Annotated in this window: 30 protein-coding genes and 2 other annotated features; of the genes, 22 read left to right on the forward strand and 8 right to left on the reverse strand. The window is 40.5% G+C overall.

What is annotated here, in order from left to right:
• Positions 1-174: 174 nt before the first annotated feature.
• The 13 genes from PQ477_RS09195 to PQ477_RS09255 all read left to right on the forward strand — a co-directional run bounded on the left by PQ477_RS09195 (position 175) and on the right by PQ477_RS09255 (position 10,926).
• A complete protein-coding gene (locus PQ477_RS09195) occupies positions 175-1,026 on the forward strand; it encodes a GAF domain-containing protein (RefSeq protein ID WP_274273422.1) in 852 nt (283 codons plus the stop codon).
• Between the two features lie 65 nt (positions 1,027-1,091).
• On the forward strand, positions 1,092-1,436 hold the full coding sequence (locus PQ477_RS09200; protein WP_274273423.1) for a hypothetical protein: 345 nt from the start codon (positions 1,092-1,094) through the stop codon (positions 1,434-1,436).
• 318 nt (positions 1,437-1,754) lie between these two features.
• Entirely contained in the window at positions 1,755-2,771 is a 1,017-nt protein-coding gene (locus PQ477_RS09205; RefSeq protein ID WP_035394438.1) for an LCP family glycopolymer transferase, read from the forward strand.
• A gap of 56 nt (positions 2,772-2,827) precedes the next feature.
• Entirely contained in the window at positions 2,828-3,340 is a 513-nt protein-coding gene (locus tag PQ477_RS09210; RefSeq protein WP_035394434.1) for a GrpB family protein, read from the forward strand.
• Between the two features lie 69 nt (positions 3,341-3,409).
• Complete coding sequence (locus PQ477_RS09215) at positions 3,410-4,366, forward strand: TraB/GumN family protein (protein WP_274273424.1); 957 nt, start codon at positions 3,410-3,412, stop codon at positions 4,364-4,366.
• 170 nt (positions 4,367-4,536) lie between these two features.
• Complete coding sequence (locus PQ477_RS09220) at positions 4,537-4,737, forward strand: DUF6366 family protein (protein ID WP_124741125.1); 201 nt, start codon at positions 4,537-4,539, stop codon at positions 4,735-4,737.
• 27 nt (positions 4,738-4,764) lie between these two features.
• Complete coding sequence (locus tag PQ477_RS09225) at positions 4,765-5,031, forward strand: DUF4190 domain-containing protein (RefSeq protein ID WP_274273425.1); 267 nt, start codon at positions 4,765-4,767, stop codon at positions 5,029-5,031.
• Positions 5,032-5,261, forward strand: a binding site (T-box leader).
• A 39-nt stretch (positions 5,262-5,300) separates the two neighbouring features.
• A complete protein-coding gene (locus PQ477_RS09230) occupies positions 5,301-5,843 on the forward strand; it encodes a GNAT family N-acetyltransferase (protein ID WP_274273426.1) in 543 nt (180 codons plus the stop codon).
• Positions 5,844-6,049: 206 nt separating this feature from the next.
• Positions 6,050-7,099: an ArsR/SmtB family transcription factor gene (locus PQ477_RS09235; protein WP_144557548.1), complete on the forward strand. Its 1,050-nt coding sequence runs from the start codon at positions 6,050-6,052 to the stop codon at positions 7,097-7,099.
• A gap of 9 nt (positions 7,100-7,108) precedes the next feature.
• The gene (locus PQ477_RS09240) at positions 7,109-8,320 is read left to right on the forward strand and encodes an MFS transporter (protein WP_274273427.1); all 1,212 of its coding nucleotides are present in this window, start codon (positions 7,109-7,111) and stop codon (positions 8,318-8,320) included.
• 180 nt (positions 8,321-8,500) lie between these two features.
• Positions 8,501-9,517, forward strand: a complete 1,017-nt coding sequence (locus tag PQ477_RS09245; RefSeq protein WP_274273428.1) for a S66 family peptidase — start codon at positions 8,501-8,503, stop codon at positions 9,515-9,517.
• Between the two features lie 71 nt (positions 9,518-9,588).
• Positions 9,589-10,365 (forward strand): DeoR/GlpR family DNA-binding transcription regulator, encoded by a 777-nt coding sequence (locus PQ477_RS09250; RefSeq protein WP_035394422.1) that lies wholly within the window; start codon positions 9,589-9,591, stop codon positions 10,363-10,365.
• 12 nt (positions 10,366-10,377) lie between these two features.
• On the forward strand, positions 10,378-10,926 hold the full coding sequence (locus PQ477_RS09255; RefSeq protein WP_274273429.1) for a maltose acetyltransferase domain-containing protein: 549 nt from the start codon (positions 10,378-10,380) through the stop codon (positions 10,924-10,926).
• A 63-nt stretch (positions 10,927-10,989) separates the two neighbouring features.
• On the opposite strand, the gene PQ477_RS09260 is transcribed toward PQ477_RS09255, so the two are convergent.
• A complete protein-coding gene (locus PQ477_RS09260) occupies positions 10,990-11,826 on the reverse strand; it encodes an HAD family hydrolase (protein ID WP_274273430.1) in 837 nt (278 codons plus the stop codon).
• 146 nt (positions 11,827-11,972) lie between these two features.
• On the opposite strand from PQ477_RS09260, the gene PQ477_RS09265 reads away from it, so the two are divergent.
• From PQ477_RS09265 to PQ477_RS09275, 3 genes are read left to right on the forward strand one after another with little or no spacing between them, the layout of a single operon-like run.
• The gene (locus PQ477_RS09265) at positions 11,973-12,530 is read left to right on the forward strand and encodes an isochorismatase family protein (protein WP_035394416.1); all 558 of its coding nucleotides are present in this window, start codon (positions 11,973-11,975) and stop codon (positions 12,528-12,530) included.
• Between the two features lie 15 nt (positions 12,531-12,545).
• Complete coding sequence (locus tag PQ477_RS09270) at positions 12,546-13,487, forward strand: HD domain-containing protein (RefSeq protein ID WP_274273431.1); 942 nt, start codon at positions 12,546-12,548, stop codon at positions 13,485-13,487.
• A gap of 4 nt (positions 13,488-13,491) precedes the next feature.
• The gene (locus PQ477_RS09275; RefSeq protein WP_274273432.1) at positions 13,492-14,001 is read left to right on the forward strand and encodes a DinB family protein; all 510 of its coding nucleotides are present in this window, start codon (positions 13,492-13,494) and stop codon (positions 13,999-14,001) included.
• 14 nt (positions 14,002-14,015) lie between these two features.
• Here PQ477_RS09275 and PQ477_RS09280 read toward each other — a convergent pair whose 3' ends face one another.
• A complete protein-coding gene (locus PQ477_RS09280) occupies positions 14,016-15,482 on the reverse strand; it encodes a UDP-N-acetylmuramoyl-L-alanyl-D-glutamate--2,6-diaminopimelate ligase (RefSeq protein WP_274273433.1) in 1,467 nt (488 codons plus the stop codon).
• A 127-nt stretch (positions 15,483-15,609) separates the two neighbouring features.
• Between PQ477_RS09280 and PQ477_RS09285 the strand changes: the two genes are divergently transcribed.
• Positions 15,610-16,227, forward strand: a complete 618-nt coding sequence (locus tag PQ477_RS09285) for an HAD family hydrolase (RefSeq protein ID WP_274273434.1) — start codon at positions 15,610-15,612, stop codon at positions 16,225-16,227.
• Positions 16,228-16,256: 29 nt separating this feature from the next.
• Here PQ477_RS09285 and aldA read toward each other — a convergent pair whose 3' ends face one another.
• The gene (gene aldA / locus PQ477_RS09290) at positions 16,257-17,702 is read right to left on the reverse strand and encodes an aldehyde dehydrogenase (protein ID WP_274273435.1); all 1,446 of its coding nucleotides are present in this window, start codon (positions 17,700-17,702) and stop codon (positions 16,257-16,259) included.
• Positions 17,703-17,904: 202 nt separating this feature from the next.
• On the opposite strand from aldA, the gene PQ477_RS09295 reads away from it, so the two are divergent.
• Positions 17,905-18,291 carry a MerR family transcriptional regulator gene (locus PQ477_RS09295; RefSeq protein WP_035394412.1) on the forward strand — a complete coding sequence of 129 codons (387 nt, stop codon included), beginning with the start codon at positions 17,905-17,907 and terminating at the stop codon, positions 18,289-18,291.
• A 216-nt stretch (positions 18,292-18,507) separates the two neighbouring features.
• Positions 18,508-18,669 carry a hypothetical protein gene (locus tag PQ477_RS09300; protein ID WP_158331962.1) on the forward strand — a complete coding sequence of 54 codons (162 nt, stop codon included), beginning with the start codon at positions 18,508-18,510 and terminating at the stop codon, positions 18,667-18,669.
• An 87-nt stretch (positions 18,670-18,756) separates the two neighbouring features.
• Here the strand turns inward: PQ477_RS09300 and PQ477_RS09305 are convergent, their stop codons facing one another.
• The 3 genes from PQ477_RS09305 to PQ477_RS09315 form a co-directional block, all read right to left on the reverse strand.
• Entirely contained in the window at positions 18,757-19,365 is a 609-nt protein-coding gene (locus PQ477_RS09305; RefSeq protein ID WP_060704299.1) for an NAD(P)H-dependent oxidoreductase, read from the reverse strand.
• Positions 19,366-19,565: 200 nt separating this feature from the next.
• Entirely contained in the window at positions 19,566-19,949 is a 384-nt protein-coding gene (locus tag PQ477_RS09310; protein WP_274273436.1) for a hypothetical protein, read from the reverse strand.
• Between the two features lie 206 nt (positions 19,950-20,155).
• Positions 20,156-20,329, reverse strand: a complete 174-nt coding sequence (locus tag PQ477_RS09315; protein WP_274273437.1) for a hypothetical protein — start codon at positions 20,327-20,329, stop codon at positions 20,156-20,158.
• A 91-nt stretch (positions 20,330-20,420) separates the two neighbouring features.
• Positions 20,421-20,665, forward strand: a binding site (T-box leader).
• Positions 20,666-20,709: 44 nt separating this feature from the next.
• On the opposite strand from PQ477_RS09315, the gene PQ477_RS09320 reads away from it, so the two are divergent.
• Both PQ477_RS09320 and PQ477_RS09325 read left to right on the forward strand, forming a co-directional pair.
• The gene (locus PQ477_RS09320; RefSeq protein ID WP_144560387.1) at positions 20,710-21,696 is read left to right on the forward strand and encodes a tryptophan--tRNA ligase; all 987 of its coding nucleotides are present in this window, start codon (positions 20,710-20,712) and stop codon (positions 21,694-21,696) included.
• Between the two features lie 23 nt (positions 21,697-21,719).
• Positions 21,720-22,073 (forward strand): SLAP domain-containing protein, encoded by a 354-nt coding sequence (locus PQ477_RS09325; RefSeq protein WP_274273438.1) that lies wholly within the window; start codon positions 21,720-21,722, stop codon positions 22,071-22,073.
• Between the two features lie 231 nt (positions 22,074-22,304).
• Here PQ477_RS09325 and PQ477_RS09330 read toward each other — a convergent pair whose 3' ends face one another.
• On the reverse strand, positions 22,305-22,748 hold the full coding sequence (locus PQ477_RS09330) for a DUF2512 family protein (RefSeq protein WP_274273439.1): 444 nt from the start codon (positions 22,746-22,748) through the stop codon (positions 22,305-22,307).
• A 127-nt stretch (positions 22,749-22,875) separates the two neighbouring features.
• Between PQ477_RS09330 and PQ477_RS09335 the strand changes: the two genes are divergently transcribed.
• A complete protein-coding gene (locus PQ477_RS09335) occupies positions 22,876-23,313 on the forward strand; it encodes a GNAT family N-acetyltransferase (RefSeq protein WP_144557568.1) in 438 nt (145 codons plus the stop codon).
• Between the two features lie 79 nt (positions 23,314-23,392).
• Here PQ477_RS09335 and PQ477_RS09340 read toward each other — a convergent pair whose 3' ends face one another.
• Positions 23,393-25,291 carry a BCCT family transporter gene (locus tag PQ477_RS09340; RefSeq protein WP_274273440.1) on the reverse strand — a complete coding sequence of 633 codons (1,899 nt, stop codon included), beginning with the start codon at positions 25,289-25,291 and terminating at the stop codon, positions 23,393-23,395.
• Positions 25,292-25,369: the final 78 nt, after the last annotated feature.

Consider the following 25,369-nt stretch of genomic DNA (forward strand, 5'->3'; position numbering starts at 1 on the left):
ATGAAAACGGAGGCCGATCTTCTACCTTACTTATGTAGAAGAAGACGTATTTTCTTTATGTGCGGTGACTTTCATATGTAAGGTCCGCATGCTACGATGTTAAATTTTCGTAATTCGATTAAGACTATAGTAAACTTTATGGTAAGCAAGAATAGTAGGAAGGGGGACGTTGCGTTGCAAAAAGCGAACACGCATTATCAATCTCATGACTCGCTTATTGAGGTTTCAAACAAATTGTTTAAATGTTTAGCCCAGCAGCTAGATGTTAATACAGCGTATATTGCCAAGAAAGAGCCAGGGTACATGGACGTGGTGAACGCCTATAATAGAGATAGGGAAATCGTTACAAATGATATGTCGGTTGAATACAAAGAGTCAAATTGTAAGTATGTGTTAGAGAATGAAGCGGGAATCCAGTACTTCACCAACTTAATGACGAATGCAAACACCGCAGAAAGACAGATAACGGAGAAATTACAGGTGAAAGCTTTTTTAGGTGTCTCGATCTACGGCTCGTCTGGTGAACCATTTGGGACGCTATGCGTAATGGATGAAGAAGAACGTCAGTTTTCGAAAGAAGACGTTACGTATATCCGCACCATTGCAGATGTCCTGTCATTTATTATTGAACTTGATGAAACGCACGAAGATATTGATTTATTGAGCGTTCCAATTATTCCTATCTCAGCAGACATTGCCATCCTTGCGTTGCAAGGGAAAGTCAGTCAATCTAGAGCAGTGAAAATTATGGACGATACAATGGGGTATGCTGTCGCTGAGCAAATAAAAACCATTATTATCGATATTTCAGAAATCGTCGTGAAAGGCGATGAGTTTATTGAGCACTTAAATCGTCTTGTAGCAGCTTTAAATCTGATGGGCGTATCCGTCATGTTATCAGGTGTACCCATTCATTTAGCGGCAAACGAAGCGATCTCTCAAGCGTTGTCTACGTTAGATCTTCAATATGTGAAGAGCATTGAAGATGCGCTAGGCTTGCTTGGTTATGAGCTAACAGAACAGTAAAATTGAAGAAAAGCAAGTTTCTTAGGAAGGCTTGTTTTTCTACTTTTACTAAAAAGGAGCGTCTAATGTACATTGTTCACTTTATGCTAGCCATTCTATTAACGGCACTTTCCTATTTTAGTGGAAGTATGTTAGTAACGGATGGTTTAATGGTATGGCAAGCGCTACTGATCGGAGCAGTAGTAGTTTCTTTAGGGGCGTTAGCGGAAAAATGGAGAGCTCCTATGTGGTTGATTATTCTTATTCCGTTTCCTGTAGGGATGGGTTTATTATTTTTTCTTCTGAATGAGTTCCTTGTTACTTGGATAACCACGTATTTTATTACCTTGCTCATGTATACACTTATTCATTCTGTATTTAGTTTTTTCTTTAAATTTCATTCCCTTATTCCTGCTTGGAAACTATCCTAAGTAAACAATAAACAATGGAGAGTGAATGAAGTCTTAATAAGATTGGTAGAATGTAAATGGCTTTTACACTAAATGACAGAATGCCGTACTATTAACTAGAGGGTTTGTTAAGGAAGGTAAAGAAGTTGACGACTACTCCTTTCGATTTTGGAAACAGTTCCCTTTTTGTCAATTATGAGAAAAAAGAAAGTGATCTTTCAATCTTGCATAAAATGTTGTAAGAACTGCAAAACGTATTTAGTGTCCCGAATGTCGTGTGATAAGATTATGAATCTAGATTGAAAAATTACTGTCTAGTGTTAGGGGACTTGAAAATTAATGGATTCTCGTCAGAAGAAAAGAAAAGTAAATCGAAAAAGAAGAGTATTAAAAATAACATTATTAGTTTCTACAGTATTGCTACTAGCATTAGGTGCTGGTTTTTGGTATATCTATAGTCAAGTAAGCAACACAGCTTCTAACTCTTATGAACAATTAGAGCGAGGCGATAAATCGAATTTAAGAGTGGAGCCAGTTGATGTAGGAAAAGACAATTTTTCAATGTTGTTGCTCGGAAGTGATTATCGTGAAGGAGATGATTATGAGCGAACAGATACATTAATTGTGGCAACGTTCAATAAATCAGATCGTTCGATTATTTTAACGAGCATCCCACGTGATACGTACACAGAAATTATTGGTTATCACGGTGGTGGGATTTACGATAAGATTAACCATGCCCACGCTTTTGGTGGAATGAGCATGGCTGTTGATACAGTTGAGAACTTATTAGATATTCCAATCGATCATTATGCGTTAATTCGTTTTGATGGGTTTGTTGAAGTCATTGATGCTCTTGGTGGTGTGGAAGTAGACGTTACTTATGAGTTTGATTTTAAAGAAGCATCAACAAACGCTGATTATTCCTTTACAGAAGGGCCAACACAAATGGATGGTTCAAAGGCATTAGCCTATGCGAGAGAACGTAAATCTGTTGAAGGTGGCGGAGACAAAGGTAGAGGAATTCGCCAACAACAAATTATTGAATCTGTTATTAATGAATCAACTTCTATATCAAATATTACTAATTTTGATGATGTGCTTCAAGCAGTGGGTAATAACCTTAGAATGGATTTAACAATGGGGAACATTGTCTCATTAAGCGGTTATGCTGGGTCAATTAATGATATTGAAAGCATGCAGTTACAAACGGAAGGATTTCGTCAAGCTAACGCGCAAGGACAAAGCATTTGGTATGAACGAATTGATCCAACGAGTTTACAAGAAATTCAAACAACATTAAAGGATCATCTTGAGATTGACGACTCTCTTCAAGCTGATTCAACGACGCAATAAAGAAGCAGGTGTTCATCTGCTTCTTTTTTCATGATTATCGAAAATGGAGGGCTGGAATGAGGAAGTTAGAGTTCAAACCATATTGTGAGGATTGGAAACAACAATTTGAAAGTGAAAAGAAAAAAATCGAGAATGTATTAGGCGATCGTATCTTGGTCATCCATCATATTGGAAGTACGTCTATACCTGGAATGTTGGCTAAACCGACGATTGATTTACTAGTAGAGGTAACGTCTATTCAATCAATCGGTGAAGAGTTGTGTGTGCTTGGTTATGAATCATTGGGGGAAAACGGTATAAAAGGAAGGAGATTCTTCCTTAAAAGCGAAGAAGGAAAAAGGACTCATCATGTACATCTCTTTGAAAACGCTTCAGATGAAGTCGAGCGACACTTGGCATTTAGAGATTATCTCATTGCTCATAAGGAAGAGGCGGTTCGCTATGCAGCCGTAAAAAAAGAATCAATGGCATTGGGACTTAGTGTTGACCAGTATCAGCGAAAGAAATCATCTCTTGTAGAACAATTAACAAAACGAGCATTGAGATGGGTAAAATCTCGTGAAAGTTGAAACGAAAGTAGATGATTGTACGTAAATAGCGTAATGATTGACATTCACAACGTGTTGGAGGCATACATAATGAAGAAAAAGTGGACGATGGTGACAGTAGCTGCTTTAAGTTTTCTGGCGGCTTGTAATGAAGTCGATGATGAGAATGAGGCAACCCAAACAGATGAAAATGACGAGACGGTTGAAACAGCAGGCTTAACAGACGGAAATGGTGGTTTTTTATGGAAAATTGAACATGAAGATACCGACGTTTACTTGCAAGGAACGATTCATGTAGGACGTGAAGATTTTTATCCCCTTAATGAGCAAACAGAAGCGGCTTATGACGCGGCAGATGTGATCTTACCAGAAGTGGACTTAGTTGATGTGGATCAGAATGAAGTCGAGACGATGATGACTGGTCTGTCCTTATTAGAAGAAGGCCAAACCCTTGATGAGCTGATCTCAGATGAAGCATTTGAGAAGCTAGAGGCCATTTTTGCTGAATATGGTATGCCAGTCGAACTCGTTCAGGGGTTTGAGCCATGGTTTGTGGAAAATATGTTGCTGTCATTTGCAATTGCTGAGAGTGATGTGGATGAAGCGTCTGGTGTAGACGAATATTTTCTAAACCGAGCTGTTGATGATGGAAAAGAAATTAGAGAGCTTGAGAGCATCGAATCGCAATTTAATGTCTTGTCTGGTTTTTCGATGGAGACTCAGATTCAATTATTAGAACACAGGCTCCAGAACATGGATGAAGCAGGGGAAGAGCTTGAAACAATGGCAGATAGTTGGGTTGATGGTGACATTGAAGGATTGGTAGGGACTTGGGATGATTTAGAGGAGTCCGCTATAGATAAGGAATATGCATATGAATTAAATGAAGTCCGCAATTACGATATGGCCAATACGATTGCTGATATTCTCCAAGAAAACAGTGGTCAAACGTATTTTGTCATTGTAGGTTCTTTACATTTAGTGGCCGAGCCAAGCATCGTGTCCATTCTGGAAGATGAAGGGTACACAGTTGAGTTTGTTTATTAGCTAAAACCCTTTCAAAAGGAATGTCATGTGCATGCATCTCATATGAATAAGCAAAACCACCATTATGCTTCCCTTGAGTAGAGATTCTCTAGCCGTTTTGCTGATAAAGAAGGGAATTAAGTAGACGAAAGCGAATGGTTATACAAATCTTGTAGGGAAGTGAAAGCAGTATGTCGGATCGAAATCCAGGCCCTGAAGAGAGAAGAGAGTGGTTACGGCAGGAAGAGCGTAAGAGAAACCCTCTTGGAAATATGAATGATGCCCATAACGGTGGCGGGCTAACAGATTTAATAGGAATGCTAGGGTGGAAAACGACAGGGGTTGTTTTTAGCATTATGATTGTTATCCTTCTTGGACTTCTATTCATTTAATGGTCTTTACGTAAAGGAGGCTGTCTTATGTCAACGGCTACAACGAAAACAAACACGAATGCTGTTATAAGCTTATGCCTTGGCATTGTGTCACTAATCTTACCATTTGTCGGTTTACTAGTTGGCGTTATTGGTATTTTTTTAGCAAAATCGGCCCTTACGCAAATTGAACAGTCAAGTGAAGCAGGGAAAGGGATCGCTAGTGCTGGTCTTGTCTGCAGTGTTATAGGGATTGTTTTACAGTTGTTGTTAATTGTTGGTGGACTGTCTCTTGTCTTTTTTTCAATTGCATAGTGAAACGCTTAGAATGAGAGGAGTAGGAAGCAAACATTGTTAAGAGAGCTGTCGGTTGCTGGGAAGGCAGACAATGAATCTTCTGAAGTCGCTTATGAGTGGCTAAGCTGAAAGAAAAGTAAGCTTAGACGGATGGTAAGGCCAATCGTTAAAAAAATGAGTTTTGTATACGGTTTATACAAATAAAAAAGAGTGGTACCACGTTAGGAGAAACCCCTATCGTCTCTAAAGAGACATAGGGGTTTCTTTATTAGAAGGGAGCAATCTAGATGAGCGTAATTGAATTGACTACGAACCGACTCAAACTACGGTTATTTCAAGAGGAGGAGGCTGAACATATTGCGGCACTTTGTAACAACTATGCCATCTATCGATCGACGTTGACGATGCCATATCCGTATACAGTAGATGATGCACGGCTTTGGATGAAGAATCATCGGAAAAATATTGAGCAGGATAAACGGTATGAACTGGCGGTTACGTGTCAAAAAAGTGGCATGCTTTATGGTGCGATTATGTTAAATCCGAACTATCAGCACAAGCATGGGGAGATGGCATATTGGATTGGTGAACCGTATTGGGGAAAGGGCTACGGAACAGAAGCATTGAGAGCGATGATCGATTTTGCTTTCATTGAGAAGAACTTACACCGAGTGTATGCTCGTTATTTTAAATCAAATCCCGCATCAGGAAGGGTTATGGAAAAGGCTGGAATGACAAAAGAAGGTGTCTTAAAAGATCATGTGTATAAGGAAGGTGCGTTTGAAGATCTTGTTTATTACGGAATGGTTAATCCAACGTATACCGCGTGAGAAAAATGGTTAAATCAAACTTATGGACGACAAGATCAGGTATGGCAGATAAGGGTGTATTCTCTACTGTCCTAGCTTTCTTTTCGTTTTTTTAGGGGTAGCGAAATGAGGTATTCTATTTATATTGAATCATGTATTCTATAATTGTTGAATTAAGTGAATCTTTCTATTATGATAAAAGAAATAGAGTCATATAGGAGGCGCTTATGGACGTTATACATTCAACCGTTCGCAAAAGAAAGACTTATGAAGTAGTGATACACCGGTCCATTTTGTGGGAATGTGCGTTAGGGATTGCTGCCATTACAAACGATCGGTTGCTCCACACGTTAGACAAGCCAACATCGTATTGGACGAAATTAAGGTCCAGCTTATCACAAGAGCTACAGGACAACCTCAATTTGGTTCAAAAAAACAACTCTTGGAAAGCATTGCTACAACTCCTTCATCGGAAGAACTATAACGATATGAAGGAATTTGTAGACGATCTCCAGACATTATCAGAAGTTGAACTGAAATTTACGTGTCTGCCGTTTATTGGGGAAGAGTATCAAGCGGTTCGGGAGTTGGCATCAATAGGTGACAAAAAGGCATGTAGTGAACTACGAGAGGCTTCGGCTGAAAACCCGTTTTTTCCCGACTATATTACATTTATAACCACCGGTGATGCTTCGCAACTGAGGCAACATCTCATTGCCGTGCTGTCCCAATGGTATGAACAGGTGATAAAAGAGAATGTAGAGGAAGTTGAACAAATACTAGAAACCGATTATGAGGCAAAGGTGAAAATGAAAGAGCAACTGTCACCAGAGACATTTGTTCAATGGGCAACAGGGGGAATTCAATATAAGCCGGAGCCTCAAGTTTTTACAGTATTGTTAATCCCGCAAACCTGTTATCGTCCGTGGAATATTGAAGCTGATCTAGAAGGCATCAAGGTGTTTTATTACCCGGTTGCCAATGCAAGTATGTTGCCGGCAGATCCATTTATGCTCCCTGATTTCCTCGTGCAGAAATATAAAGCGTTAGGTGACGATGTACGCATGAAAATGGTCAAAATACTTCATGACAGAGATCGTAGCTTGCAGGAGATAACGGAATTACTTGAGTTGGGAAAATCAACTGTCCACCATCATTTAAAAATGCTACGTTCTGCAAAATTAGTGACGGTAAAGGAATCAAAGTATACGTTAGAAAAAGAAGCATTTCCATTAATGGCAAAAGATTTAGAAGCATTTTTGCAACGACCTGTATAGGTGAAACAAATGAGCAAACACCAGTCTGTTTTTACACATAAATCATTTGTTGCGTCTTGGAGTGGGAATGCTGTTTCAGAACTTGGAGGTGCATTTGGAACCTTTTGTAACGCCATTATTATTTTTCAACTAACGGGTTCCACACTTGCACTAGGAAGTATGTGGCTACTCTATTTTACTCCTTCATTAATATTGCAACTGTTTATAGGGCCATTTATCGATCGTTGGAGTAAAAAATGGGTCATGGTCAGTTGTCAGTGGGTAAGAGCTAGTGTCTTTTGTGTCCCACTTTTAGCGATGGCATCAGGAGAGGTGGCCATTTGGCATATCTATGTTGTCCAATTGATCGTAGGTTTAGTGACCCCACTTTATGTTCCCGCAAATCAAGCACTTTTACCAACACTCGTAAATCGTGAATTATTAAAACAAGCAAATGCTTATATAGATGGTACGGCGAGAATGATGATGTTTCTCTCTCCATTAGTTGCGGGGCTTGTAATTGAAGTAGTTGGTGTACCGATAACGTTACTGGTTGTTTGTAGTCTTCTGATTTTAAGTGGAGTCGCACTGCTCTTTATTGAAGAAAAACCTTCCTTACAAAGAGAGAGAAAACAGCCGTGGCTAGCTGAACTTAGAGAGGGCTATCATTTTTTCTTCAAACAAAAAACGATGCTATGGCTAGGCGTTTTTCTTACTGTTGTCCAATTCGGAGTAGGTGTCACAATGGTTACGACGCTTCCATACGTCATCGACAATCTTTCAGGTACCTATGCACATTATGGGTATTTTATGGCAGGGTTTCCAATTGGTTATATGCTAGGGTCTATCATTGTTGCAAAAGTAAATCGATTCCGTGGTAGGCGCGTGCTGTTTGGTGCCCTTGTCGTAGGTGGGATGACGTTTACTGTCTTGGCGTTAAACCAGAGTATTGCATTTGCCATCCTAACGGAAGTCATTGGCGGCATGGCGATGGCGGTTTTTAGTATCCACCACTTAACGATCTGTCAGAAAATCACGCCTACACAACTTATGGGGAATGTTTTTTCTATACGGCTGTTGTTAATAAGGGCAAGCATGCCATTTGGTATCTTATTAGGTGGCACATTAGGTGATCTAATGGGGGTTCGCCCATTATATTTATTTATTGGTTTTGTGATAAGTGGAACAGCTAGTCTTGGAATGTTGCTTCCTTATTTTAAATTTATTGATGATTCTGCTTAAATTGACAATGAACAATCCTTTATGGATCGTACGTTTCTTATGTGTAAGAGAGAGGCGCCCGTCCCGAAGTGGCTGGTTTGTTTCTTCTTTAAATGGACAGAAAATACTTGCATTGGTGCGATAGGTTCGTATATGATGGCGTACTATCTTTTTTTAAGAATCGTAAGGGAGACTAGAGACATGATACGTTATCCTATGTTTGAAAAAGGAGCTAAAATTGGGGTTACAGCACCCTCTTCTGGAGTGCCTGAATCGTTACATCACCTCTTACACGCTGCGATTGCGCGTATGCAGCAAAGAGGGTATAACGTGAAAACGTGCCACTCTGCGTGGACACAAAGCCTTGTTAGGTCAGCTAGTGGTGGCACACGTGGGCAAGAGTTTAATGACTTAATGAGTGATCCTGACGTGACATGCATTTTTCCACCGTGGGGTGGAGAGCTGTTAATTGAAATGCTGGAATTCGTGGATTTTGAGAAGGTTCAAGAAAAGTGGGTTCTTGGCTATTCTGATATAAGCTCACTCCTTCTTGCTATTACACTTAGAACAGGGGTAGCAACCGCTCACGGTACCAACTTTATTGATTTGAGAGGCAGTGAAACAGATCCAACTACGGCGATGTGGGAGACCGTATTACAAACGAACGTGCATGAAACAATCGTGCAATGTTCATCTACCTTATTCCAGCAACAGTGGGAGCATGATAACCCAACCGAATGGGTGTTTCATTTAACTGAAAAAACAGAGTGGAAATCAATAAATAAGAACGATCAGGAGGTAAGTGGACGTCTTGTCGGTGGGTGTATGGATACCATTCGTCACTTAATAGGGACGCCTTATGGGGATATCGCTACTTTTCAGAAAGCTACCGTTGGAGGCGATCCACTTCTATGGTATTTTGAAAACGTTGCGCTCTCACCAACAGACATGAAACGGACGCTTATGCAAATGAAGTATGCGGGCTGGTTTAACCACTGTAGTGGAATTGTTTTTGGAAGAAGTTCGGCTGAGGAAAGTGGGAATGGCTACAAGTTTACAGATGTCTATCAAGAAGTAAGCGATGCACTACAAGTACCTCTATTGTATGACCTTGATTGTGGGCATTTACCTCCCCAAGTGACACTTGTGAATGGTGCATATGGCACCATTGTAGTAGAAGGAGGAAAAGGAGAAGTGATCCAACGATTTAAGCCGTAATAACAAGATGTCATTGACTTTATACTTGATAATGCTTAATATTGCTTATATATACTTAGTGAGGTGAGGGCATGTATCAAGAGGAGCGCCTTGTTAAAATTGTATCGGAGCTTAAGAAAAGAGGTAAGCTTTCTAATCAAGACGTATGTCAGCTGTTGGATGTTTCTCGTGATACAGCACGACGGGATATTATTCGTCTTGTGGAAGAAGGAAATGCTGTACGAACCCATGGTGGAATTGCTTCAACATTCTTAATGAGTGAGCTAGAGAAGTACAAAGAGTCTGGCTTTAATGAACGAAAAGAACGTGCATCAAGAGAGAAAAGAATGATAGCAAAGAAAGCTGCATCCGTATTGAAAGATAAGGATTTATGTTTTTTTGATGTGTCGACTACAATTGCAAGTTTAAGTACATTGGTTACAAAAAAAATAGCGGTCTATACGCATTCCCTTGATAATGCTGAAATATTAGCAAAAAAAGAGTTTGTTGATTTTCATTTGTTAGGCGGACGCTTTAATCAGGAGAATCGTTTTTTTTATGACCTATATACGATCAAAAGTCAGCTAGAAGATGTGTATTTTGATTATGCGTTTATTGGAGCCGCTGGCTTAACGGAAGATGGCGTCTATTTTGTTGATAAAGAGGATGCGCGGATTAAGAAAGAGGCGATTAAGAGAGCGAAGCGGGTTTATGTACTGACTGATTACGAAAAGTTTAATAAAACAAGCTATTATAAATCAGCTGGATTAGCAGATATTGATGTCGTAATTACAAATGAATTTCCTCCAGAAAATTTACGAGAGTGCTTTTTAAGCAACCATATTCAAGTGGAATTAACAGATTCTTAGGAGTGTCAGCCATTGATAACAGAAAAACAAAAAATGTTACGCGGAGAATTATATAATCCCGCTGACGAAGAACTGAGTGAAGAGCGCAAAAAGGCACGTGCATTAATGCATGCGTATAATCAGACGAATGATCAACGAGAAAGAGAAGAAACAATCATTGAGCTTATTGGTAAGTCTGATGGTCAACCTGTATTTGAAGGCACGTTTAAATGTGATTATGGATACAATGTTCATGTAGGTAAGAATTTTTTTGCGAACTTTGACGCTGTGTTTTTAGATGTATGTACCATTACGTTTGGTGATAACTGTATGCTAGGGCCAGGGGTGCATGTCTATACTGCGACGCATCCAATTGATCCGCACGAACGAGCGAGTGGACTTGAATACGGGAAACCAGTCCAATTTGGGAACCATGTTTGGGTAGGAGGACGAGCCGTCATCAATCCAGGTGTGACCGTCGGAAACAATGTCGTTATTGCTTCTGGTGCTGTTGTAACAAAAGATGTTCCAGATAACGTTGTTGTAGGTGGGAATCCGGCGAGAGTGATTAAACCAGTTTAGAATAAGTTGAGATAATAGAAAACAAGCACCACCGTTCACGGCAGTGCTTGTTTTGCTGTGTTTTTACGCTTCTTTCATTTGTTCAATTAAGTTGGAGATGCTTCGAACTTTTACATCGCCGAAAGTCATTGCTCCTTCTTCTAAATCAATATAGATTGATTTCATTCCGAGTGTTTGAGCAGGAATGATTTCATTTAAATAGTTGTCACCAATAGAGAGGGTTTTCTCAGGTGATGTGTTGTAACGGGTGATAATCTCTTCGAATCGTTGCTTCGTATATTGTGGTTTTCGAGCTGAAGTAATGACTTCGTGGAACACACCCTCTAACTGTAACAGGTGGAGTAGCCGTTCAACATCATCCTCGGTACTATTTGTCAGAAGAACAACCGATTTTTTCTCTTTTAAGGAAAGAAGTCCTTCGCGTAAACCTTCTATAACCGTGAGAGAAAAGTGTTCAGTTGCCATGTATTCTTTTGTTGCATCATAGGCAGGCTGTGGATCGGAAATACCATAATGACGAGCAGCGACATTAGGGAGCCACCAGCCGTCACCAATTGCAATAAGCTGATCAAAATCGTAGCTGACAGGTGATGGATAAAGGTTTTCCCATTCGGTAGCTGAAACTTCTTCTCCATCCCATCGATGTACTTTTTTCACATGTCCTTTAAATGGATCTACTTCAATGACATAGTCGTTCTTAACATCGTAAGCCTTCCCAATTGAGACAATGTGATTGCCTTTTTTCATTTCTTTATAGTCAGTAAAGAAACGCTCCTGTGTCTCTTCTGAAAGTTCTTTTGCAAGTGTGTCAGCGTAGTAATCAAAATGATCCGTATCTTCATAAAGTGTACCATCCAAATCAAAAATGACTAAATCTACGTCCTTAAAAAGGTTATTCATCTTTTCTACCCCCTGAATGAAATCCATTACGTATGCTTACTCTTTATTTTACCTTATTCGTCAAATCTCGTTTTGAAAAAGTATATGAAGGAATTAATCGGTTGCTTAGCGAATCCTTCTTATTCCGAAAAAATGGGGGGATTAACGTGAAACAAGGTTTACTCATTATTGATACGCAAAAAGAGTTAGTAGATGGAAGCGAAGTAGAGGAAGGGGTTGTTGATAAACAACGATTGCTTGGGAATATAAACCACCTTATTAAAAAAGCGCGTGAACTGGGAGTTCCTGTTCTTTTCATTCGAGATAAAGATGTTGCAAATGGAATGGGAGACGGGTTTGATGTTCACCCTTCTTTATGGAGAGAACAGAGCGATATTGTGTTTGATAAAGAAGCAACAAATGCGTTTTATCAGACAGGGTTACTTCAGCATATTAAGGAAAATGACATGCAGCATCTTGTTATTGCCGGTTGTAAAACAGAACATTGCATTGATACGGCAGTACGTACCGCTACAGTGAATGGTCTTGACGTAACATTGGTTGGCGATGCTCATTCTACCTCAAATACGAAATACTTAGCGGCACAACAAATCATTGATCATCATAACCATGCACTCCATGGACATTATAATGTTGACCATTTTTCTATTGTACGCGAAACACAGGAAGAGGTTTTTTCACCAACTCACCATATGTATCGATAGAAGGGAGGAGAGAAAATGATCATAAACGAACCGTTGTATCCTGACATATGCATGCTTCCTTGGGAAAAAGCGCTCTTTCAAACGAGATCCGTTAAACGACTGAAATATTTAGCGCACTATGGTGCAGGTTCATTGGTTTCTCCTGTTACTCACTCTAGGTTCGAGCACACAGTAGGGGTTTGGAAGCTGACAGCATGGTTTTTTCATGAGGATCGTGCATTACGCGCCGCAGCAATATTGCACGATATTGGACATCTGCCTTTTTCACATGCTGTTGAGCGAACACTTGGATACAATCATCACGTATTAACAGAAAGGCTGATTCAATCAGAAGAGATCTGTACCATCTTAAGGGACAATAAGATTAGGGTTGAAGATGTAGTAGCTTGCTTAAATCAAGAGAATGGTTTAACAGGTACAAGGGACATTATCGGCCTTGATCATGTGGACAGCTTTTTTCGTGATATGTATATGATGGGCGATGTGGATCGATTGCCTAATGAAATTCTTCCATTTATGAACTGCACAAGAGCAGGGGTGGAGGCTGATGAAACGACGTGCTCGTTTATAATGAATTGCATCCTTAGTGATCATCAACTGTTTCTTTCGCCTTTATTACTTGCAGCAGATCAACTATTAGCAAAAGCCGTACATCGTTATTGTAAACACCATAATGATGTAAGCATTAGCCTGTTAACAGATGATGAACTACTAAGTGTATTGAAGCGATCTCAAATTAAGGAAGTGGAAGAGCTACTCGATGTGCTTCTTTATCAAACAGAAAACCTTTCGTTTAGTGAGACTCTTACAGGTGAAGGATTGCTACTGAACGTTCAAAAGATCTACAATAAAGCCCCACTCTATAATGGGAAGTCATACGTTGAAACGAAGGACGGTGCGGAGAAAATAAGACAGTTACAACAACTTGAACAGACTTATAGCGCTGAATGGACGTGATGATTTGGATCAAAGAATGTACCCGACTGAAGGCTATGGTGACGAGATAGGTACGTTAGTAAGAATGCTTGAACTGGCACGATTTGAAACGATACGTGAGATAGAGGGATTAACGGTAGCTGAACTGGACTTTTTGTTGACAAAAAAGTCCAATTCAATAGGTGCTTTGCTTCAACATATGGCGGCAATTGAACACATTCATCAGATTTTAACGTTTGAAAAGAGGGATCCATCAGAAGAAGAATTGGAAGAGTGCCGTGCAGCCTTATTTTTAGGCGAAGCTGGACGTAGCGAGGTAAAAGGAAACGAACTACATACATATTTAGAGCATCTTCGAGCAGTTCGTGACCGTACCTTAACCTATTTAAAGACTGTCGAGCGTGAATGGCTCTATGAAGAGAGTACATGGCCAGATGGTACACAGATTAATCATTATTTTCTTTGGTATCACGTGCTTGAAGATGAAATTAGTCACCGAGGTCAAATTCGTTTAATAAAGGCTCAGCTTAGCTGAACCTTTGATGTGTTTTATGAGGTTCTTGTTACATGACGGGGCTTAAGTGTACCCCTTTGTAATTGCTCTACCATGTCTTTATCAGAGTGAGCGTCATAGTGAAATGGCTGTTTATATCGTTCGTGGCCTTTTCCTGTAATTAAGATCCAATCTCCTTTTTTGGCATGCTGCCATGCTTTTAGTATAGCAACGGTTCGATCAGGTACGACCTCCCCATGAGCCAAGGGAATAGCGAGCAATGTTCGGCGCATTTCTTCGGATGTCAGCTGATTTAAATCATCAAATGTTAATACGATATAATGACTCCATTTTTCGGTTGTGTGAATCATTGCTTTGCGTTTTCCTGTATCGCGTCCGCCTCTAAAGCCAAATATGTGGGTAATATGTTTAGCACCTAACTGTTTAATCGCTTGCAAACAATAGGAAAAAGCGTCTTCAGTATGGGCATAGTCAATCACAAATATGGCGCCGCTTGGATGCTGGAACGTCTCAAAACGTCCTGGTGCCCCTTTGAAGGTAAGGAATGCACTGCAAATGGCTTCTATTTTTAGGTGCATTAGTTTAGCTGTTAAGTAAGCCATAGCGGCATTATAAATATTATGTTCACCACTCAACGGGACGTTTAATGATACTGATTCTCCATTGTCGATGAGAGTCGTTTTCATCGGTAATCCATACGTAATCGATGCTATTTCCAGTTCTTGCCCGATGCCGATCGTGTGTAAAGAAAGAGGTTCAGTTTTTAACTCAGCAACTAAATTTTTTCCCCAGTTGTCGTATGTGTTAATGATCGCTTTTCCACCCGCATGAAGTAGCGAGAAGAGGGTTTTTTTTGCATGAAAATATTTTGTCATCGTTTGATGGTAATCAAGATGATCGTGACTTAAGTTGGTAAAAAGGGCAAAGTCGAAGGATAAACCAGCAACCCGATGTTGTGATAACGCATGGGAAGAGACTTCCATAATAACGATATCGTCTGTGCTTTTAGCTAGTTGTTTATGGAGTTCGATAGGACCTAATGTTGTATTTTTATTGGACGTCCTCTCTGTTCCATTAATAATTGTAACGACTGTCCCAAACAAGGCACATGAATAGCCGGCCGTTTCGAATAGATGTTTAAGCATAAACGAGGTGGTCGTTTTTCCGTTTGTTCCAGTAATACCGATCATAATGGGTCTCTTGCCGTTTTTCTCATAAAAACGGCTCGCTAATTTAGCCAATACAAACCGGCTATTTGAAACGTGAACATAAGGGACAGACAAGTCTGTAAACGGCTCTTCTCCGACAATAACGCTAGCCCCTTTCCGAATGGCGTCATGAATGAAAGCATGACCATCAGAGGCGTAACCTTTAACCGCAATAAATACGTATCCAGGCCTAACGTCTGATGAACGATCTGTAACACCTTGAATAAGTTGAGCCGGATTAACAGTAGCAGGTAGTGGAGCGATGGATTGAAATAATAAATGAATGGGTTTCATATGTTTACCCCCTTTCCAACAATTACGTATAATTAAGTTTAGAATTTGCTAAAAAGCAAATCCGAACCAAAGCAATTTTTAACAAATTGGATTGACAGAAATGAACCCGTAGAGAGTGGTGACAAAAATGGACAGTATTATTTTTGATTTGGATGGTACGCTTTGGGATTCAAGGGAACAAGTTGTTGAAGCTTGGAACAAAGCCATTAGCAGAAGTGAGTTTCCAATTGAGAAGGTAGAAAAAGCCGATTTAACCCGTACAATGGGTTTGGTAATTCCAAAAATTGCAAGCGTGTTATTCCCTCAGTTGACAGAAAGAGAACAAAAACAGTTGATGGATGCTTGTGGTGTTGAAGAATTAGCGCTTTTAAAAGAAAATGGGGCTTTGCTTTATGATGGGGTAGAAGAGGTTTTGCGTACCTTATCGAAAACATATAAGCTTTTTATTGTAAGTAATTGTCGGGACGGGTATATTGAGGCGTTTTTTCATTCTCACGGTCTTAGTCACTATTTTACTGATTATGAGAACCCAGGCCGTACTGGTTTACCTAAAGGAGAGAATATTAAGCTTGTTGTTGAACGGAATGGTCTACAAGCACCGTTATATGTAGGAGATACAATAGGGGATCAAAAGGCTGCAATGCATGCAGGTGTCCGATTTGCCTATGCTGCATATGGGTTTGGCCAATCGAATCACTATGATTACAAGCTGACCACTTTTAAAGAATTGCTTCAATTTGCATAAAAAAAGAAGGGGGCTTTACGCCGCCCTTCTTAATTTTCGTCTTGATAGGCAAGATACATCACATGTGTTGATAAGAAGTCATTTAAGCCATGTTTTCCATCAGTGCCGCCAATACCGGATTGACGCATACCTGCGTGATAACCTTGAATCGCTTCGCCTGTCTCGCGGTTTACAAAGGTTTCACCGTAATGTAAATCTCGTGCTGCTTGCATCATTTCATTATAGTCATTTGTGTAGAGGGCTGATGCCAAGCCATAAATAGAGTCATTTGCATAGTCAATAGCCTCTGAAAATGTGTTGTACGTGGTAATCGGTAGAACGGGACCGAAGACTTCCGTTGTCATGATTTCATCGTCATGATTCACATTCGTTAATACAGTTGGAGCGTAGAAAAAGCCTCTTTCTTTGTCCATTCGTTTTCCACCAAGTTCAACATGAGCGCCAGCTTTCTTTGCATGATTCACGAGCTGTTCAACTTTTTCTAAATGATGGGAACTTGCTAACGGTCCCATATCAATCTGATCTTCATTGAGAGAATAGCCAACCTTCGTATCTGCCATAGCCGCCACCATTTTCTTCGTGAAGGTTTCGGCAACCTCTTCTTGCACGTAAACACGTTCTGCTGAAATACAAGCTTGTCCGGCGTTTTCAATTCGAGAAGCTTTAATATGTTTGACAGCTAAATCGAGGTCAGCGTGTTTTGATACGATGATGGGCGCTTTTCCACCGAGCTCAAGGTTTACTTTTGTGATATTCTGTGCGGCTGCTTCCATCACTTTGGTTCCAGCAGGCACACTACCCGTCATACTAATAAGTGCCACTTTCGGATGGCTGGCAAGGCGGTTTCCTACTGTATCTCCTTTACCGGTCACTAGATTAAATACGCCTTTAGGTAAGCCGGCTTTATCGATCACCTTTGCAAAAGCAACTGCTGTATTCGGTGTTTCTTCAGATGGTTTAATGACGACTGAACAACCAGTAATAAGAGCTGTAGCGACTTTGCGAGCAAAAATAAAAACAGGGTAGTTCCATGGAATAATACCTACTACAACGCCTATAGGTTTCTTTTGAATCAGAATTTGTTCATTTGGATCGTCACTTGGAACGATGTCGCCACCAATTTTTCGGTTCCATTCTGACATATAGTGGAAGAAGTCAACAGCTGTATCAACTTCACCACGGGCCTCTTCAAGCGGTTTACCTTGTTCTTCGCTTAACATTTTTGCATACGTTTCTTTGTCAGCTGCAATCGCGTCGCCAATTTGACGAACGATGCGACCTCGCTCCACTTGAGGAACCTTCTCCCACACTTTCTGACCAGCCCAAGCCGATTCAACAGCATGGTTGGTTTCTTCTTCAGTAGCATCAGCAACTTGAGATAGTACTTCCTCTGTAGCTGGATTAACCACATCAATGAACTCATGTGATTGTGAAGTTACAAATTCGCCGTTCATATATAAAGGTTGTACGCTCATTTTTTCCACTCCTTGTAAATCTTAATTTCTCACTGTATTCCCAAATGAATGGGGATGAAACATTGGAACAAATCGCTTAACTGACGTAAGCGTTTTCTAGCTCAAGGTAAAAAAGGTGGTTATTCCATGACAAAATGTCTTTAGATCTTCTTGCCTTAAAGTGAACTCCAAGTGTTACGATTAATAAAAAGGAGGGCATCCGATGTTAATTTCAGAAGTGAGTGAAAAAATGGGTTTATCGCAAGATACGCTCCGCTATTATGAACGAATTGGTCTAATTCCTCCGGTAAACCGTAGTAAAAGCGGAATTCGTGAATACACTGAATTAGACTGCCGTAGAATTGAGTTTGCGAAATGTATGCGTAGAGCTGGATTACCAATTGAGGTACTAATTGAATATGTGGCACTCTATCAACAAGGTGAAGAAACGGCAAATCCAAGAAAAGAACTATTAATTCAGCAGCGAGGGCAACTAAAAGAACGATTAAAAGAGATGACAGAGACGCTTGATCGATTAGATCAAAAAATAGCCCAATACGAGTCCATGAGTAAGGAAAAGCAAGTTGAGGTCACAGGACAATCGGTGTAAGGCTTTTTTGTTGGCAAAGCAGTCTAATGTTTTATATGATACAAAATGAAGAAAAGCTTAAGTCCACATCAAGACAGATAGGAAGCATTGGGACGATGGAGAGGAACGATACACATGTGTTGTGTGGAAGATACGGTTGTGCCGCATTGCGAGGATACCATGAACGTGCAATGTGTGGATGTAAGAGATTACCACCTTGCCTATAAGGACGATTTTTTGAACACGATAAACATTCCATTGCCTTATTTAAAGCGTTATTATAAAGAGATAAACAAAAAGACGGTTCACTTAATTGGAAGAGATGAGCAAGAAATTAGTCGTTCTGCTCAATTTCTAAAGCGGAAAGGCTACCATATTGTTGGATCGACCATACAATAACTGTATAACTAGATGAATTGGAATGGAGAGCTGTTGTCCGTTCTTTTTTTTACGAAAAAAAAAGAGCACATCATGTGCTCTCTTTTCTTATTGACCTGCTTTTACCCAGCTCGTAACAGATACTGTACGTCTAGCCTGGTGTTTAACTGCTTCTTCAACGTCTTCAACCATATTGCCTTCTTGGTCAACTGTTACGCTTGTTCCATAAGGGTTTCCGCCAGAAGCGAATGCGACTGGATCTGTGTAACCAGGACCTGCAATGATTGCACCCCAGTGGAACATGGTTGTGTAAAGGGAAAGAACGGTTTGTTCTTGACCGCCATGCGCATTTGCTGCAGAAGACATGCCGCTGACAACTTTGTTTGCAAGCTTACCGCCTGCCCATAAACCACCAAGAGTATCAAAGAACTGCTTTGCTTGACCAGGAACGTTTCCAAAACGAGACGGTACGGAGAAAATAAAGCCGTCTGCCCATTCCATATCTGCAGGCGTTACTTCAGGAACGTCTTTTGTTTCTTCAACATGGGCACGCCATGCAGGGTTAGAATCAATTGCTGCATCTGGAGCTAACTCTGGGAATTTTAGTACTTTCACATCGGCACCAGCTGCTGTTGCCGCTTCTTCAGCCCATTTTGCAAGCTGATAGTTTGTACCAGTAGAACTGTAATAGACAATCGCAATCTTTTCGTTACTCATAATCGTCTCCTTTTGGATCTCTTGATCCGCTGTATTGGTATAACTCTAGTGTAGGTTGATTCAAACCTTAGCACAAGTATGCACATAATTGTAACTTGGTATCGTTTTAGAAACTGTCACTAGTGATGCTGTAACCAAGCGTTAATTTCAGACAAATAAGTGGGATGACGCCATGCTAGGACGGCTGCTTTAACGCCTTTTCATGTTCGTTCATGTTGAAAAAAAAGGTCACCTAGGAAGTAAGCGAGCCGCGGATAACCAAAGTGCTCTCCGCCATTAATGGAATACCACTCACGAAACAACTGTTTCTCCGAAAGCTCGTTAAAATCCTTTAAAAAAGCTCGTTTTATGTCTATCTGATTTTCTTGAGCGAATAAAAACCAATCTTTCCCACCTAACGACCCGTAGGTATAGTAAAGCTCGTCTGCTACATTTGGGACAATTTGTCTCGAAAAATGAGTTGCTACTCCTTCTCGATACATGCCAAGCAGTAAACTCTCCCAACGAACCTGCTCCCAGTCGATTCCTTCGAGATCAGTCCACTGATTGTGAATCGCGTGGCCAATTTCATGAGCAAGTAACACACGTAAACCATCTCTGTTTTTAGGCAGTTGTTCTAAAGAGAGCATTATATCAGGCAAAATCTGCCGGTGAGTATAGGCATTTGAACTGTACGCGCCAACGATGAGGTAGATCGTTTGCCCATAGGTTAAGTGGAAGTGTTTTTCATAAAGATGCACGGTTTTATGTAGGAGGCTTGACAGCTGAACACGGAGATCGTTTATATGGATTAAATCAGTGGGTAGCGTTCGAGGGCACTCTGTAAGCGTAAATCAGTTTGTGTACAATGATAGGAGAAGTATTCAGTAAACACAGAAGGAAATGTAGCGTCATACTGGCGAAGTGTAAATAGGGTATGGGTGCTATTCGTTAGAAACGCTGGTGTCGTATCGACAATCTTCAAAAGAGAATCCTCCTTTTTAAGTGATTATTTTATTTTATCATTTTCACTTATGGAAGTTGATTTTTATGAGGAAATCTTATAAAGTTTAGGTAGATGAGCGTAGATGGAGAGTAAGTACATTGGTGGCGTTACTGAAGAGAGCTAGTGGTTGGTGTGAACTAGTGTAGCGTGCGAATGGAATGGACTTCGGAGCTTCCTTGCTGAACGTTTAGTAGGCGAGGCGGACGTCTTACCGTTAAAAAAGACAGCGTATCAGAGCCAGACTCTCGTACGTATTGGAGTGCGTTTCAATGATGAAGCGAACAAAGGTGGCACCACGGGTTATCCGTCCTTTTTGGATGGATAGCCCTTTTTCTATTGTCAAAAAGGAGGAAGACAAGATGAAGCGGAGTTTAACAGGTATAAAGCCAACGGGAGATATTCACCTAGGAAATTATATCGGTGCTATTAAGCCAGCTTTACAGCTAGCAGCAAATCATGAATCTTATTATTTTGTTGCAAATGGTCATGGGCTAACGAAACCTCACCAAAGAGAGGAGCTGCATGCTTTAACGAAAGGAGTTGTGGCGAGTTGGCTCGCATTAGGGCTTGATCCAAATCAAACAACCTTGTATCGACAATCGGATATTCCGGAGGTGTTTGAATTAAGTTGGATTCTCGCCACTCTTTCTCCGAAAGGATTAATGAACAGAGCCCATGCGTATAAAGCAATGGTTGATGAAAACGAAGCGAACAGCAGGGAATTAGATGCAGGCATCAATATGGGGCTCTTTACTTATCCTATTTTAATGGCTGCTGATATTCTTATAATAGAGCCAGATGTCGTACCAGTAGGAAAAGATCAAATCCAGCATATTGAAATTGCACGAGATCTAGGCTTAGCAATGCGTAGTCAGCACGGGTCAACAGTAAAGCTTCCAGAGCCTTACCTTATGGAGGATGTTGCAGTCCTTCCTGGTTTAGATGGGAGAAAAATGAGCAAAAGTTATGGAAATACAATCCCTTTATTTATGGAGAAAGACGAGCTTAAGAAGCGTATTTATAAAATAAAGACGAATTCGTTACCTCCGTCTGCTCCAAAAGATTCTGCAACATCAACAATTTACATGTTGTATAAACAATTCGCGACAGCAGAGGAAGTGAAAGCGATGGAAGAAGCCTATCAGGCAGGAATAAGCTGGGGCGATGCAAAAGGTGAACTCTTCCGAGTTGCAAACCGCAGGCTTGAGGAACCAAGGGAGCTCTATAAAGAATGGTTTTCAAGCCCTGAAAAGATGGAACGAGTCCTTAAAGATGGGGCGGAGAAAGCTCGACAGGTGAGCGTGCCTTTTTTACAAACGATAAAAAAAGAGATAGGATTAGCTTAAAGAAATAGTAGGAGTTTTTAATTATGCAAACCTTTCAATTACAATCAGCCTGGAGAAAGACGATTGCTGAGGGTGATTTAAACGAGCTTAAAGCGTTGCTAGCTGTCGGTAAGACAGAACGATTTATTCCCTATCGTCAAGCTTTTAATTATCGAGGCGACTTACTTGTTACAGTGATTATTCAAAATCAATCTTCTGAAGAAGATGTCTGGGAGAGTAAGCTTATTGCCTGTGTCGAAGAGGGTGAAACGATTGCAGAGCGGTCGTTTTCCATCCAAACTGTGCCTCCTTACACAAGTATGCCTTGGACCTTTATTTTTCCAAAGGACAGCCTTGCTCAAACACCTGTGAAAACAGGAACACTGCAAGAACGCTAGTAAGGGTAAAAGGTGATAAATGAAAATAGGTTTTAGCCGTTGCGCTTGAGTGCAACGGCTTTTTTATAGATATGAAAGAAGGGAATTTTTAAGAATTTGTGACGAAATAGCAAACTCGATACGTGCAGTTTTTGTCGGTTGTGGTACACTATAGAGGCAGTATGGAAGAGGGTATCGGAGCGACTCTCGTAATAAAAGAAGAAACTTGTCGATTGCCTCGACAAGTTGATTTTAGTCACGGTCTTTTTTTATGGGTGAAGCTGGGTCTTCATCTTTTGCGAATTCTGTGTCAAAAGCAAAGCGCGCTTTGTGCTGACGATGGCTTTCTTTCGTATACACATGCTTCATCAGGTAGCTATGAACAAAGACTTCGCAAAAGGTCATAATCCCTGTTGCTAAAATGCTACCCCATGCAATAAGCATGTAGTTTGCAAATAAAACTGATCCAAATACCCATACAATAAAGTAAGTGAGGATAAAGTCACTCACTAGTGCAACCCGGTTTCCAAACTGAGGTAGAATGATTAAATCAACAGCAATATAGGACAAAGTGGTTGTTAGCAAGGCAAAGGTTAGTACATCAACATAGGTTGCTTCTGTGAAAAAAAGAAAGCCAATACTAAAAGCAAATAAGGCAATGAGCAATTTGGTTAGAATGATACTAACGTGTTTCAAATAAATACCTCCTTTTTATTCAGTTTTTCTGTTTTAGGTGAGCAATATACCTGTCATTTTGTATGTAGAAGGATTCTAAACAATAAAAAAAAGAGAAGATGTAAATTTCGATTGGGGGAGAGATCGTATGCGCTTTGTGGCTATGACTGAGGATCAGGCAAAGTGGATTGCGTATCAATGGCAGTACAAGGGAGCTTATTCCTTTTTTCATGATGAAAAGAATTCTCGGACAACGTCTTTTTTAGAGTTTGGAAAGAAAAACACTTGGCAATACGCGGTTTACCGTGAAAGTGAGATCATCGGGTTTATTGGCGTGAAGCGAATAAATGGAATGATTGAAATGGCTCCAGGGTTAAACCCTGAGGAGACTGGTAAGGGTAAGGGGAGAGCATTTGTTCAGAAATGTGTAGACTTCTTGAAGACGGAAACAAATCCAGAGACAATATGTGTGTTAATGGGTGGTGACAATACAAAGGCAAAGCACGTCTTTGAAGAAGTTGGATTTGAAGAACAGAGTGAGGAAGACAATAGCATGGTTCGCATGATCTATTCTGTGAACGGCTAAACGATCCTTCACTTATTAAGGTATATAAAAAACACGTCCTTCTTTATGTACAAAGGAGGACGTGTTTTTCTGTTTATCATTAGATGGTTCTGCGCAAAATTTCTTGTACTGCTTCTTTTTGTTCAATCTCCACGAGAATGTATAGATAGTCTCCAGCTTGAATCATTGTACTCCCTGTTGGGGAGAGCATAGAATCCCCACGTTCAATCGCGCTTACGTTTACATGTGCAGGAAATTTAATCTCTGCAAGTGTTTTTCCGGCAATCCATGAATCGTCAGTTGTTTGAAAATGAACCATTTCTGCTGTTGCTCGACCGTTTGCTAATAACTCTCGTTTTAATTCCTCACGCCACTCAGACGTTAATTCTTTCTTTAAATCTTCGTATGCTTCTTCTTTCATTGCTTTCTTCAGTTCGTCATCATGGGCATTTTGCTTTCGACGTTGATCGGTCTTCCAGTCCCGTGTAAGCATTGTCCCCATTGCAATAAGCATAAAGACGAGAATGAAAGCGAATGGAAGCGCAGCTGTGAGTGCGGCGGTTTGTAGGGCATCGAGTCCACCATCTCCACTTACGAGAAGAACAGAAGCGGTACCGGCAATGAGAACCCCCCATAAGATTTTCAACTTAAAGCTTGGATTTAACGATCCGTTGGACGTCATAGAGCCAAGGACGAAAGCGGCGGAGTCAGCCGATGTGACAAAGAAAATGCCTACGACGATTACAGCTAGTATGCTTGAAATCATGGTTAAAGGAAGCTGATCAAGCAAATAGAATAACGTTAATTCAACTTCGTTTGTTGCTACAGACGCCATATCAAAGACTCCGCTTAGCTGGATATCAAGGGCAGTCCCTCCAAAGACGGAGAACCAAATAACGGCCATCACCGTTGGAACGAGAAGAACACCAGCAATAAACTCTCGTATCGTACGGCCTTTTGAAATACGGGCAATAAATAAGCCAACAAATGGAGACCAGGACATATGCCAAGCCCAGAAAAAAATCGTATTTGCCCCTAACCAACCGTCATCGCTATAAGGATCCATTGAAAAAGACATGGAAACAACGTTTGCGGCATAGCTTCCAAGGGTCGTCACCATACTTTCTAAAAGCGTAATGGTTTGACCAGCGAATAAAACAAAAAACATTAATATTCCTGCTAGAACAAGATTTAAATTGGTTAATCGTTTAATGCCTTTATTAATCCCGCGGACAGCTGAGAATAGAAATAAAAATGTAATAACAGCAATAATACTTAATTGTAATGGAATCCCATTTTCAAGGGGAGATAAAAAGGATATCCCACCTGAGATTTGTAGCGCGCTAATGCCAAATGTGGTTGCTACACCTGCGCAAGTTGAAATGACAGCTAATAAATCAATTCCCTTTCCCATCCAACCATCTGTTTTGTTTCCAAGCAATGGGTAGAAAGCAGAACTGATTAGAGCGGGGCGATTTTTTCGAAACTGTACATAAGCGAGGGTTAAACCAACTACTGAGAACGCTCCCCAAGCGTGCAGTCCCCAATGAAATACCCCGTAACGAAGACCGACTTCTGCTGCATCTCCACCTTGTTCAGGTAAACTAAACGAATAACCTGGTGGCTGTTCAGCATAATAAAGAATTGGTTCAGCTACTCCAAAGAATACAAAGCCGACGCCTAATCCAGCTGCAAACAACATTCCGACCCATGAAATAAACGAATGTTCCGGGCGATCATTGTCTTTCCCTAACCGTAGTTTTCCGAATGGGGATAAGGCCACAACGAGTCCGAATAAAATGAACAAGCTAGCAATGGTCATATAGAACCAACCGAAGTTTTCAATGATCCAATCAAGTGCTGACTCTGCCGTTGCCCCTAAGTGACTTGGACTAATGATTCCCCATAATACAAACAGAACGATAATAATCGTCGAGGAAATTAATACAAACGGCGAGGCTTGTTCTTTCAGGCTTTCCTTTTTAGGTGTACTGGCCATAAGCAACAACTCCTTTAATCTGTATTTACTATGTAAAAAAGATTTGTATTTCCGATATCCATACCCTAACAGAAGAAA

Origin of the sequence: Shouchella hunanensis (genome assembly GCF_028735875.1) — a bacterium.
Lineage (GTDB): Bacteria > Bacillota > Bacilli > Bacillales > Bacillaceae_D > Shouchella > Shouchella hunanensis.

Excerpts from the sequence above, each read along its gene's own strand:
- PQ477_RS09200 (WP_274273423.1), top strand. The coding sequence starts at position 1,092 with ATGTACATTGTTCACTTTATGCTAGCCATTCTATTAACGGCACTTTCC.
- PQ477_RS09205 (WP_035394438.1), top strand. The coding sequence starts at position 1,755 with ATGGATTCTCGTCAGAAGAAAAGAAAAGTAAATCGAAAAAGAAGAGTA.
- PQ477_RS09210 (WP_035394434.1), top strand. The coding sequence starts at position 2,828 with ATGAGGAAGTTAGAGTTCAAACCATATTGTGAGGATTGGAAACAACAA.
- PQ477_RS09215 (WP_274273424.1), top strand. The coding sequence starts at position 3,410 with ATGAAGAAAAAGTGGACGATGGTGACAGTAGCTGCTTTAAGTTTTCTG.
- PQ477_RS09220 (WP_124741125.1), top strand. The coding sequence starts at position 4,537 with ATGTCGGATCGAAATCCAGGCCCTGAAGAGAGAAGAGAGTGGTTACGG.
- PQ477_RS09225 (WP_274273425.1), top strand. The coding sequence starts at position 4,765 with ATGTCAACGGCTACAACGAAAACAAACACGAATGCTGTTATAAGCTTA.
- PQ477_RS09230 (WP_274273426.1), top strand. The coding sequence starts at position 5,301 with ATGAGCGTAATTGAATTGACTACGAACCGACTCAAACTACGGTTATTT.
- PQ477_RS09235 (WP_144557548.1), top strand. The coding sequence starts at position 6,050 with ATGGACGTTATACATTCAACCGTTCGCAAAAGAAAGACTTATGAAGTA.
- PQ477_RS09240 (WP_274273427.1), top strand. The coding sequence starts at position 7,109 with ATGAGCAAACACCAGTCTGTTTTTACACATAAATCATTTGTTGCGTCT.
- PQ477_RS09245 (WP_274273428.1), top strand. The coding sequence starts at position 8,501 with ATGATACGTTATCCTATGTTTGAAAAAGGAGCTAAAATTGGGGTTACA.
- PQ477_RS09250 (WP_035394422.1), top strand. The coding sequence starts at position 9,589 with ATGTATCAAGAGGAGCGCCTTGTTAAAATTGTATCGGAGCTTAAGAAA.
- PQ477_RS09260 (WP_274273430.1), bottom strand. The coding sequence starts at position 11,826 with ATGAATAACCTTTTTAAGGACGTAGATTTAGTCATTTTTGATTTGGAT.
- PQ477_RS09270 (WP_274273431.1), top strand. The coding sequence starts at position 12,546 with ATGATCATAAACGAACCGTTGTATCCTGACATATGCATGCTTCCTTGG.
- PQ477_RS09280 (WP_274273433.1), bottom strand. The coding sequence starts at position 15,482 with ATGAAACCCATTCATTTATTATTTCAATCCATCGCTCCACTACCTGCT.
- PQ477_RS09285 (WP_274273434.1), top strand. The coding sequence starts at position 15,610 with ATGGACAGTATTATTTTTGATTTGGATGGTACGCTTTGGGATTCAAGG.
- aldA (WP_274273435.1), bottom strand. The coding sequence starts at position 17,702 with ATGAGCGTACAACCTTTATATATGAACGGCGAATTTGTAACTTCACAA.
- PQ477_RS09295 (WP_035394412.1), top strand. The coding sequence starts at position 17,905 with ATGTTAATTTCAGAAGTGAGTGAAAAAATGGGTTTATCGCAAGATACG.
- PQ477_RS09305 (WP_060704299.1), bottom strand. The coding sequence starts at position 19,365 with ATGAGTAACGAAAAGATTGCGATTGTCTATTACAGTTCTACTGGTACA.
- PQ477_RS09320 (WP_144560387.1), top strand. The coding sequence starts at position 20,710 with ATGAAGCGGAGTTTAACAGGTATAAAGCCAACGGGAGATATTCACCTA.
- PQ477_RS09325 (WP_274273438.1), top strand. The coding sequence starts at position 21,720 with ATGCAAACCTTTCAATTACAATCAGCCTGGAGAAAGACGATTGCTGAG.
- PQ477_RS09335 (WP_144557568.1), top strand. The coding sequence starts at position 22,876 with ATGCGCTTTGTGGCTATGACTGAGGATCAGGCAAAGTGGATTGCGTAT.
- PQ477_RS09340 (WP_274273440.1), bottom strand. The coding sequence starts at position 25,291 with ATGGCCAGTACACCTAAAAAGGAAAGCCTGAAAGAACAAGCCTCGCCG.